Origin of the sequence: Chitinophaga sp., from assembly GCF_036569125.1 — a bacterium.
GTDB lineage: Bacteria > Bacteroidota > Bacteroidia > Chitinophagales > Chitinophagaceae > Chitinophaga.
In genome coordinates this window covers 1-9,656 of sequence record NZ_DATCRF010000397.1, presented here as the reverse complement: position 1 = coordinate 9,656, position 9,656 = coordinate 1, and the positions used below count along the sequence as shown (strand labels likewise).

12 protein-coding genes and 1 tRNA gene are annotated in these 9,656 nt (G+C 44.7%); 11 read left to right on the top strand and 2 right to left on the bottom strand.

Annotated features, from left to right (window positions below; translation table 11 throughout):
* The 10 genes from VIM87_RS14870 to VIM87_RS14825 form a co-directional block, all read left to right on the top strand.
* Window positions 1-359, top strand: a 359-nt coding sequence (locus VIM87_RS14870) for a hypothetical protein (RefSeq protein ID WP_331997752.1), incomplete at its 5' end; no start/stop codon positions are given.
* Between the two features lie 61 nt (window positions 360-420).
* A complete protein-coding gene (locus VIM87_RS14865; RefSeq protein WP_331997751.1) occupies window positions 421-846 on the top strand; it encodes a thioredoxin family protein in 426 nt (141 codons plus the stop codon).
* Window positions 847-851: 5 nt separating this feature from the next.
* Complete coding sequence (locus VIM87_RS14860; RefSeq protein WP_331997750.1) at window positions 852-1,778, top strand: FAD:protein FMN transferase; 927 nt, start codon at window positions 852-854, stop codon at window positions 1,776-1,778.
* Window positions 1,765-1,998, top strand: coding sequence for a DUF4266 domain-containing protein (locus VIM87_RS14855; RefSeq protein WP_331997749.1), 234 nt, complete (start codon window positions 1,765-1,767; stop codon window positions 1,996-1,998). The genes VIM87_RS14860 and VIM87_RS14855 overlap by 14 nt, the downstream gene beginning before the upstream one ends.
* A gap of 8 nt (window positions 1,999-2,006) precedes the next feature.
* Window positions 2,007-3,239, top strand: coding sequence for a DUF3570 domain-containing protein (locus VIM87_RS14850; RefSeq protein ID WP_331997748.1), 1,233 nt, complete (start codon window positions 2,007-2,009; stop codon window positions 3,237-3,239).
* Window positions 3,240-3,847: 608 nt separating this feature from the next.
* On the top strand, window positions 3,848-4,795 hold the full coding sequence (locus VIM87_RS14845) for a bifunctional helix-turn-helix transcriptional regulator/GNAT family N-acetyltransferase (RefSeq protein ID WP_331997747.1): 948 nt from the start codon (window positions 3,848-3,850) through the stop codon (window positions 4,793-4,795).
* Between the two features lie 202 nt (window positions 4,796-4,997).
* On the top strand, window positions 4,998-5,555 hold the full coding sequence (locus tag VIM87_RS14840; protein ID WP_331997746.1) for an isoprenylcysteine carboxylmethyltransferase family protein: 558 nt from the start codon (window positions 4,998-5,000) through the stop codon (window positions 5,553-5,555).
* Window positions 5,556-5,632: 77 nt separating this feature from the next.
* A tRNA-Met gene (locus VIM87_RS14835) sits at window positions 5,633-5,706 on the top strand.
* A 127-nt stretch (window positions 5,707-5,833) separates the two neighbouring features.
* Entirely contained in the window at window positions 5,834-6,547 is a 714-nt protein-coding gene (locus tag VIM87_RS14830; RefSeq protein ID WP_331997745.1) for a hypothetical protein, read from the top strand.
* Window positions 6,547-7,497, top strand: coding sequence for a FlgO family outer membrane protein (locus tag VIM87_RS14825; RefSeq protein ID WP_331997744.1), 951 nt, complete (start codon window positions 6,547-6,549; stop codon window positions 7,495-7,497). The genes VIM87_RS14830 and VIM87_RS14825 overlap by 1 nt, the downstream gene beginning before the upstream one ends.
* Before the next feature lie 192 nt (window positions 7,498-7,689).
* Here VIM87_RS14825 and VIM87_RS14820 read toward each other — a convergent pair whose 3' ends face one another.
* Both VIM87_RS14820 and VIM87_RS14815 read right to left on the bottom strand, forming a co-directional pair.
* Window positions 7,690-8,124, bottom strand: a complete 435-nt coding sequence (locus VIM87_RS14820; RefSeq protein ID WP_331997743.1) for a VOC family protein — start codon at window positions 8,122-8,124, stop codon at window positions 7,690-7,692.
* A gap of 104 nt (window positions 8,125-8,228) precedes the next feature.
* Window positions 8,229-8,555, bottom strand: coding sequence for a hypothetical protein (locus VIM87_RS14815; RefSeq protein WP_331997742.1), 327 nt, complete (start codon window positions 8,553-8,555; stop codon window positions 8,229-8,231).
* Between the two features lie 235 nt (window positions 8,556-8,790).
* Here VIM87_RS14815 and VIM87_RS14810 point away from each other — a divergent pair.
* Window positions 8,791-9,656: S41 family peptidase (locus VIM87_RS14810; protein WP_331997741.1), on the top strand; the 866-nt coding region annotated here is incomplete at its 3' end.

The following is a 9,656-nucleotide window of genomic DNA, read 5'->3' as shown; positions in this document are numbered from 1 at the left end:
CCCGCCGTGTGGAGCTGCCGATAAGCGTGGAATACGGGTCGGACCTTAAACAGGTAACAGAAATTTTAAAACAATCGCTAAAGGGCTGGGAAGGTATGATGGAGAACCCGGAACCGGTGGTGCTGCTGAACCAGTTTGGAGATAATGCTGTTAACTTCCGCATCTTTTTCTGGATCCTGGACCTGGGCCTTGCAGGCACCCTGCAGCACGATGTACTGATCCGCATATACGAAAACCTGCAAAAGGCAGGCATACATATTCCTTCTCCCCAACGTGAACTGCATATTAAGTCTGTGGATCCCACCATTTTACAGCAGTGGAAACCGGAGAAACCACCGGGGGAAGAAACATCCGGCTAAAATTTAATATTGGCCTTACGTAACAACATCCCTAATTTTGTAATGTGTAATGATATTACCTATGTTCAGAACCTTGCTGTTGTTATTACTTTTTACTTCTGCTTTTGCACAGGCGCAGGTGCTTAAAAACCCCGATGAAGCATTTACGCTGGCGCAAAGCTCCGGCAAGGAAGTGCTGCTGATCTTTTCCGGGTCTGACTGGTGTATTCCCTGTATACAGTTTAATAAAACCATATTGGCCGATAGCAGCTTTCAACATTTTGCACATGACAAGCTGGTGCTGCTGGAAGCCGATTTTCCACAGCGTAAAAAAATACCGGCCCCGCTGAAAACACAGTATGAATCGCTGGCGGAGCAGTTTAATCCGCATGGAGCTTTTCCGCAGATAGTGCTGCTTACCCCTGCAAAAAAAATGTTAGCGCAGGTACCTTTCAATCACCAGACCGCGGGAGATTTTATTACCACGGTGCGGCAAATGCTAAAATAACGTGTATGCAAAGCCATAAGGTACAGCTGCGGTTAATGGGATCAGACTTTGAGCTGATCGTTGTAGAGCAGGATGCAGCTACCTCACAGCAACGTTTACACGAAGGTGTGGCAGAGATACAACGTATTGAACAGCTACTCACTGAATTTAATGATACTTCTCAAACTGCGCTGCTGAACCGGCAAGCCGGTATGCAGCCACTGCAGGTGGATGAGGAAGTATATGCCCTCATAGCGCGTTGCATCCGCTTATCCACACTTACACAGGGTGCGTTTGATATTACGGCAGGCGCGTTAAAGGCATTGTATAATTTCAAAGGCAGCTCTTTTCAGCTACCGGATGCGGCTACACTGGCTGCTACCCTAAAGGCTGTGGGCTTTCAGCATATACAACTACAGCCGGAACGTACTGTTTACTTATCGCGCAAGGGTATGCGTATTGGTTTTGGTGCGGTAGGTAAAGGCTATGCGGCAGACCGGGTAAAAGCCTTATGGATGACTAAGGGTGTGAAAAGCGGCGTAATAAACGCCAGTGGCGATCTCACAGCCTGGGGCACGCAGCCGGATGGCAGTCCCTGGAAAATAGGCATTGCCGACCCGGATAACCCTTCTAAAATAATGCTTTGGCTACCGGTAAATAATGCGGCAGTAGCTACTTCCGGTAATTATGAACAATACTTTGAGCAGAACGGCATCCGCTATTCCCATAACATAGACCCTGTAAGCGGTAAGCCGGTGCCCTTTATTAAAAGTGTAACGGTGGTGAGCCCCAGCGCAGAGCTGTCAGATGCTTTGGCTACGGCTGTAACGGTAATGGGGCGTGAGGCAGGTATGTACCTGGTAGATCAGCTACCGAATGTACATTGCCTGCTTATAGATGCAGAGAACCAGGTTTTTCAATCCAGGCATATTAATATCCATGCAACAGCATAGTACAACAAGGTGGTATATTTTATTCATTGCGGCGGCGCTGATCTTTGCGCTGCATAGCTGTGTAAGTGTAAAACCTTACCAGCGGGCTTACCTGAATGATGAAAATATGCAACCCGGCAAACCCGACATAGAAAAATTTGAAGAAGCTGCACATACTTACCGCGAAGGCGCCAGCGGCGGCGGCAATGGCAAAGCCAGCGGAGGATGTGGCTGTAACTGAATCAGGGCATGAAAAAGAAATATCTGGTATTAGGACTTTTAGCAACGGCTTTATCTGCATCTGCACAAAAGGCAAAAGACAGTACGTATAAAAAGCAGCGGGTATCGCAAACGGATGTGCAGCTGCTGTTCTCTTATTACACACAGGAGGGCGATCATTCTGCTGTTACCGGCGGTATGGGTACAGAGGCATTACAGGTATATGCACCGGAAGTAACTATTACGCATAAACGCGATTCTGTAAATACCTTTCATGTAAATTTTGGGGTGGATGTGATCACCTCTGCATCCACTGACAAAATAGATCATATTGTTTCCTCTGCCTCCCGGGTAGATGCCCGTACTCACCTGGATGCCGGTTACAGCAGGCTGCTACGGCGGTCCCGTGTACGGGTAGGCATCCACTCCGGCTTTTCTATTGAATCCGATTATTTTTCTGTACCGATCGGTGTAACCCTGAGCCAGGCAAATGCCAGGAGTACCCGTGAAGTAAGCGCTTCCCTGCAGGTGTTCCTGGACGATCTGCGCTGGGGCCGGCTGGACCCTGATCATTTTGCACCTGAAAAACTAATTTACCCGGAGGAGCTGCGGTATAAAGAATGGTTTACGGAGTACAAACGCCGCTCTTACAATGCCAGCTTTGCTTTGTACCAGGTGATCAATGAACGCATGCAGCTGGCTGTTTTCCCGGAGCTGGTATACCAGCATGGATTATTATCCACCCCTTTTCACCGGGTATATTTTTTTGGCGATAGCTTAAAAGTAGAGAACCTGCCGCGGGAAAGGTGGAAAGTACCGCTGGGCCTGCAGCTGAACACGTTTGTAGGCCAGCGGCTTATTTTGCGCTCCTATTACCGCTTTTACCGGGATAATTTTGGCATTACAGCACATACGCTGCAGCTGGAAGCACCGGTAAAAATAACGCCCCGGCTTACTTTATCACCCCTGCTGCGATATTATAATCAACAGGGCAGCAGGTATTTTAAACCCTATAGGGAACATCTTCTCAGCGAGCGTTTCTATACATCTGACTACGACCTTTCTACCTTTAACAGCTACAAGCTGGGCATGGGTGTACGGTATGCATTTTACAAACCTTTTCTGGGCAACTATTCTTTCCGGGAAGCGGCATTACGGTATGCGTTTTACAAGCGGTCGGATGGATTGTCGGCACATATGGTCACCCTTTTGCTGGAAGCGAGCCATATGCGGATGCATGGGGGGAAGGGAAAGGGATTATGAGCTGCCGGGAATTGCCGGTATGTAGGATCACCCTTTTTACAGGAAACAACATATGCCATATGGGCTGTGGATCTGTAAAATAAGTATGTCCTGACATGGACTTCACTAGGGATGGACTAGGGAAAAACATGGGATCTAGTAGGGAAAGACATGAGAAACACATGGGAAAGACATGGGAAAAACACAGGATGTCTTGTCCTGGAATAGGTTTACACCTGAGTTAAATAATCCTGTTTGAAGTTTACAATAGCCTGCTGTAATCCTGATTTAGGTTTACAGGATCCAGGCAAAATGAGAAAGACACGATGCCTCAGAATGAAACACACATTCTTTACCCATTTTACATTTTATTCTCAATAGCTATAATCCTAAACCCCGACCCGAGTTGCGCACGAGTTGCGCAGCAATGTCGCAGCAATTACGGGGCAATTACGGAGCAATTACGGCCTCCCTAAACTATGAAACCGGCCTATAGCGGTAACCTGAATAACAAGTTGAATATACAGGCTGCATTCCGGGTTCCAAATAAGCGGCAGCAACTAAAATTTGGCCGGAAAAATATTTCTCCATAAATTTATGTAAGCAGTTACGTAATTAAAGATATAGTCATGGATTTTTACGATGAAATAGGAAAAATGGCCCTGGGCAGCCGGCTGCGGCGCCTGAGCGACCTGCTAACAGAAGAAGCCTCACAGATCTACAGCCTGTATGCTATTGATATGCAGCCTAAATGGTTCCCGGTATTTTATGTGCTTTCCCGGGGGGAGGAAAGAACCATTACAGAAATAGCGCAGGAGATCGGACATACCCACCCTTCTGTGAGCCAGATTGTGCGGGAAATGGCCAAGAAGGGATATGTGAAAGAGAAGAAAGGCAAGAAGGATGGGCGTAAGAACTACATTACGCTCTCCCCTGCCGGAGAAGCCATCCGTGTTAAGATACAGGACCAGTATAAAGATGTAGGCGCTGCGGTGGATACGGCCATGAAAACCACGCAGTATGATCTGTGGAAGGGCATTGCAGAATGGGAATTCCTGCTGGAGCAGAAAAGTCTGCTGCGGCGCGTACAGGAGGAGAAAAAGCAACGGGAAAGCACGGAGGTGCAGATCATAGATTACCAGCCTAAACACGCAGCAGCATTCAGGAAGCTGAACGAAGAATGGATCACTACTTATTTTAAAATGGAAGCGGCTGATTATAAAGCACTGGATCATCCCAAAGAATACATCCTGCAAAAAGGCGGATATATCCTGATGGCTATTTATAATAACGAACCGGTGGGTACCTGTGCGCTTATTAAAATGGAGGACGGCGGTTATGAGCTGGCCAAGATGGCTGTGTCGCCGGAAGCGCGCGGTAAGAACATTGGCTGGTTGCTGGGGAATGCTATTATAGAAAAAGCCCGCAGCCTTGGCGCGCACCGCCTGTACCTGGAAAGCAATACTATTTTAAAGCCGGCTATTAACCTTTACCACAAACTTGGGTTTAAGAAAATAACCGGCCCGCCCTCACCGTATGAAAGGGCCAATATTCAAATGGAGTTAATTTTGGATTGATACGTTTTAATATTTAGATTTTACATGAATAGCCACCCGGCATAGGTGGCTATTTTTTTATTTGCTGCTATTCCTCCAGGAATATTTTACTGAACGATAAATATTCTTCATTCCGCTTTATCACTTTTACACCAGTGGACGGCCGCCCTGCAATGCTTGTTTATTGCTATTGCAGCCATTATCTTTAGGAGAACAGACTGCCATGGAGCTCTTCTTCAATATTATCTACTTCTGCTGGTTTGCATCAGAGATTATCCTGAACCGGGTGCTGCGTGCCGGGCAAAATGATAAAAAACCCGACAACCACACCCTGACCTATATATGGATAACGGCAATGGTTTGTGTGATTGCTGCTGTAAACATCTCTAAACGGACCTATTTCCCGATTATAAAGTCGCCTGTTATTGGCCTTGTGGGCATTGGGCTGATTATATCCGGTATGGTGCTGCGGCTGATCGCGGTTATTTCCCTGGGCCGTTTTTTTACGGTGAATGTAGCTATCCGGGAAGGGCATACTGTTAAGCGGGATGGGATGTACAAATATGTACGGCATCCCTCCTACTCAGCCTCATTGCTCTCTTTCCTGGGTTTTGGCATTTCCATGAATAACTGGGTAGCCCTGCTGGTGGTATTTGTACCGGTGACGACTGCTTTCCTGTACCGGATCCATGTGGAGGAAACCATGCTGTCGGAGGCTTTAGGGGCGGATTACCTGGAATATAAAAAGCATACTAAGCGGCTGGTACCGGGGATTTATTAAGAAAAATTGATTAGTTTTTGATATTTCAGGATTGACCATTATCTTTGCACTCCCTCCGTAAAAAGAGGGGCTTATATGGCGAGGTAGCTCAGGCGGTTAGAGCGCAGGATTCATAACCCTGAGGTCAAGGGTTCAACTCCCTTTCTCGCTACGAAATAGGAAAAAGGCTTTGAAGTATTATTTGATACTTCAAAGCCTTTTTGGATCATAGAATAACCAATTCGTTTGTATAAATCCCTAATACTCAAAATACCCTCATTACCTAAAATAACCCCAGTATGGCAACATTCAGAGAATATCTGAAAGATCATCCCTTCTTACTAATTCTTGGCGCTGTCGCTTCTATATGCACCATCATGGGCTGGCCGGGAAATTGCAATAAAGAGAAAAATATTGCAACAACATTTACAACTAACCGTGATACTATCCTGGTTAAGAGTGATGTCACAGATGTTCATTCCAATCCAGACAGTCATCCTCTCAAAAATTACAATAGGCAACCTATTACGGCCGCCACCGGAGAGCCTACCCAACCTATTCAACCACACATGGCAAATACATTTACAGGTATTGCCGTCCTTGCAACTGAAAATGGACATTTTAGCACCATCCTGACTAATAAATTGAATGGCTGGGCATCTCAGGCTGGTCCTTCGTCCCAATCTGCTTTGCAAACTGAAATAATCTCTAATGGCTCTTTTGACAAGATAATCGAGCATAATGTGCAGACCATAAAAGCGATTTCCCCCTTTATTACAGGCCATATATGCCTGTTGCGTTGCAATACGACCTATGAAGACAGCAGTGTAGACGCGGCGTTATATAAAGCTATCACCATTTGGGACATAATAGTGATAAATGCCCAAACCACAGAGGTAATATTACGGGAAGGAAGCACACTTACCGCTAGTGACATTTCCAAGAATAGAGCTGCTCAACGCAACTATGATGAAATCTTCTCCTTTTTAAATAACAAAAAAATAGACCTGTAATGAAATCTTTCTACCTTCTTATAACACTGCTGTTCTTCAGCCTACTTCTTAACAGTGTATATGCCCAAAAAGATTTTGACGGCCAGATCAAAAAGATGAGCGATACACTTACACAGCGCCTTCTAAGGACCGGAAAAAAAAGGTTAGCCGTCAGCAACTTTACAGACCTTCAAGGAAATGTAACAGAGCTAGGCAAATACATAGCAGAGGTATTTAGTATAGAACTTAGTAACTCCAACCTGGAGGTAGTAGACAGAAGCCGGCTCAAAGATCTGCTACAGGAACTCAAGATGACGGAAGAAAAACTTACAACCCCCGCTAACGCTCTCAAGTTGGGAGAAATGGCCGGCGTTGAATATATCATTACGGGTACCACTACACCACTTGATAATACTATCGACATAACAGTTAAAGCCCTGGATATACAAAAAGGCATTTCCATTGGTGGTCAAAAAGGAGCCGTACCACGTACAGATGCAATTAATAACCTAATGCGGAATACAGTCAATGGTGTTAGTAATGCTGCGAATGTGAACATGGCCAAACAGATCAATACAAATGACCGTGCTCCAATAGATGACCTATTTGAAGCAAAAATAGCGGACATGCGGAAAAGCAATTGTTACAACAAAGACAGAGACGCATATTTCGGCCAAATATGTTTTGAGAACCAAACTGGTGATGACCTGATCTTTGCCGCTGATGCATGGGGATGGCCGCAAGCATTGTCTATCCGGCAGGATGGTGTCTCCCTCACAAATGGCAGCCGGAATTGTTCTCCCCTGATTACGGTTACCTACCCTGATCAGGCAGCAGAAGCCGTAGAAATAAAATTTACATTTCAAACACAAAATGTCACTCCAATGCGTAGCGGCACAATGCGGCTCATGGTGGAAAGATGCAAAGTGAAGTCAATAGTGCTTAATAAAAGTAATCTGGTATTAAAATAATATATAGTAAAAGGTTCGCAGATACTTGCTCTGCGAATCTTTTACCTATCCTGCGGTCTCATTGCCCCCAATCCCATACTCTATAAAATCCCCGATTCATGGATGGGGCATTTTATAAAGTCTCTTAGCTTGCCAGAAACTTCTCATTGCGCACACGCGGCACACGTGCGCAACAAAAGAACACTACTAACCTCATCCTTTATAACCCGGGTCAAACTCTACAATCCATTCAATACCATATTTATCCCGGAACATTCCGGCATAGGTACCCCATGGGCTGTCGTCAATGGGCCCTTCCACTTCCCCGCCTGCTGATAATCCGTTAAATATCTTATCTGCTTCTTCACGGCTTTCGGCATTCACATGTATTTTAGACCGGTTTTCATTTTCGCTTACCTGTCCAAAAAATCCGGGAACATCGTTGGCTATTAACACATTGTTTTTGCCAAGCGGCAAACCGATGTACATTATTTTATTTGCCTCGTCTTCGGCTACCAGATACTCGGGGCCTGATAAGTCTTTAAACCGGATGATTTTTGTAAACTCGCCGCCAAAAACTGATTTGTAAAAAGTGAGTGCTTCTTCGGCATTGCCGTTGAAGTTGATCCAGGGATTAATTGCTCTCATGATTTTTATTTTTTGTTTATTTTGTTTCTATTAATTCTGCGATGAAGCGGCAAACAGATCGCCCAATTCAACATCAGTGTAAATCCGATCCTGAAGCACACATATCAGAAATCCACCTCCCCCAATTCTATTTCTCCAACTTTATAGCCCAGTTCTTTTGTTGCAATTTCTTTAATGGCTTTAACCCATATGTCCCATTCTTCGGTATCCATTAAACCAACAAATTGAAGGCCGCCAGGTTCAACGGATGCGGAAATATGTTTTTCATCCTCGTTGAAACTAAACCAGTATGGTATTCCTTTTTCGCCGTGATCACCACCAAGCCCATATCCCAGCCAACCATTAAGCTGCGCATAAATTACGGGGACTTTATCCCAAACTTCATCAGGGGCATCATACCTGATGTTTAAGTTCATTTCCTGTTCCTTCATCGAATCTCAATTGATAAGTAATTTATATAATCCTTTTGTATTCTTGACTCAATTGTATTCGATCCCCTGCCAATCCAATCCGGTGTTCAAACAATCGCTCCTTCTCAAATCAAATGGGCAGGAACAATACAAGGAGTTTGACCCAATTTGTGACTTTATAAATATTACATTATTTTACTGACTACACCTGAAGAAGGTGGGATTAATGCCAACTTGTAAAGCATTGTAACGAACTATGAAAAGAATAATATTGACCCAACTGGCCTTAGTATTTGCCTTACTGTTAATGATACCGGCCGCAAACGCGCAAACCGAAACCTGTAATTGCCTGGATAATTTAAACAAAACAATCCAGGAAACTGAAGCCAACTATGCGGGCTATCCTGCAAAAGTGAATGCCGGGTATAAACAATTGGTTTCACGGCTACAGGCAAAAGCTTCCGCAGTAACTGAGCCCAAGAAATGTTACTATCTTATTCGTGAGTATGTAAGATCCTTCAAGGACAAGCACTTTATTATTTCTTATACCAACACGAAGGATTTCGACAGCGTTGTTACCAGTTATTCCCAAAAACCAGTTTTACCTATTGAAGGGATCTGGATAAGTCCCGATAGTACCACCAGGATCGCCATTCAAAGATCCACTAACGGCACTTTCGAAGCGATCAAATGCGAATCATCTATTGACAGCTTTCCAAAAGGGTTCGTTTATTTCATCCTTACGCCCAAAGGAGATCAGTACGTAGTGAAAAAATATGATGGATTTGTCAGCACTGATTTCCCCGCCAAACAAACCGGTAACCTATTACGGATCTGGAACCACACAGTGTGGGGCAAGGTTTCTCCGCAACAAATGACAGCAGCTGAAAACGAGGAGCTTTCAACCTGGAAGAATAACAACAATGGTCTCGCATTTAAGAAAATAAATGCCCAAGTAAGCTATTTAAAGATCCCAAGTTTTTATAACAACGACAGCAAGATCCAACAATTGATAGCGGCGAGTGATTCTACTATCAAGAATACCAAATACCTTATTGTAGACCTAAGAGGCAATGGCGGCGGCAATACCGGTTGGGTTTATTTTCTGCCCTATCTTATAAC

What these genes read in the sequence shown, in the direction of transcription:
- VIM87_RS14865 (WP_331997751.1), top strand. Translation starts at nt 421, where the DNA reads ATGTTCAGAACCTTGCTGTTGTTATTACTTTTTACTTCTGCTTTTGCA.
- VIM87_RS14860 (WP_331997750.1), top strand. Translation starts at nt 852, where the DNA reads ATGCAAAGCCATAAGGTACAGCTGCGGTTAATGGGATCAGACTTTGAG.
- VIM87_RS14855 (WP_331997749.1), top strand. Translation starts at nt 1,765, where the DNA reads ATGCAACAGCATAGTACAACAAGGTGGTATATTTTATTCATTGCGGCG.
- VIM87_RS14850 (WP_331997748.1), top strand. Translation starts at nt 2,007, where the DNA reads ATGAAAAAGAAATATCTGGTATTAGGACTTTTAGCAACGGCTTTATCT.
- VIM87_RS14845 (WP_331997747.1), top strand. Translation starts at nt 3,848, where the DNA reads ATGGATTTTTACGATGAAATAGGAAAAATGGCCCTGGGCAGCCGGCTG.
- VIM87_RS14840 (WP_331997746.1), top strand. Translation starts at nt 4,998, where the DNA reads ATGGAGCTCTTCTTCAATATTATCTACTTCTGCTGGTTTGCATCAGAG.
- VIM87_RS14830 (WP_331997745.1), top strand. Translation starts at nt 5,834, where the DNA reads ATGGCAACATTCAGAGAATATCTGAAAGATCATCCCTTCTTACTAATT.
- VIM87_RS14825 (WP_331997744.1), top strand. Translation starts at nt 6,547, where the DNA reads ATGAAATCTTTCTACCTTCTTATAACACTGCTGTTCTTCAGCCTACTT.
- VIM87_RS14820 (WP_331997743.1), bottom strand. Translation starts at nt 8,124, where the DNA reads ATGAGAGCAATTAATCCCTGGATCAACTTCAACGGCAATGCCGAAGAA.
- VIM87_RS14815 (WP_331997742.1), bottom strand. Translation starts at nt 8,555, where the DNA reads ATGAAGGAACAGGAAATGAACTTAAACATCAGGTATGATGCCCCTGAT.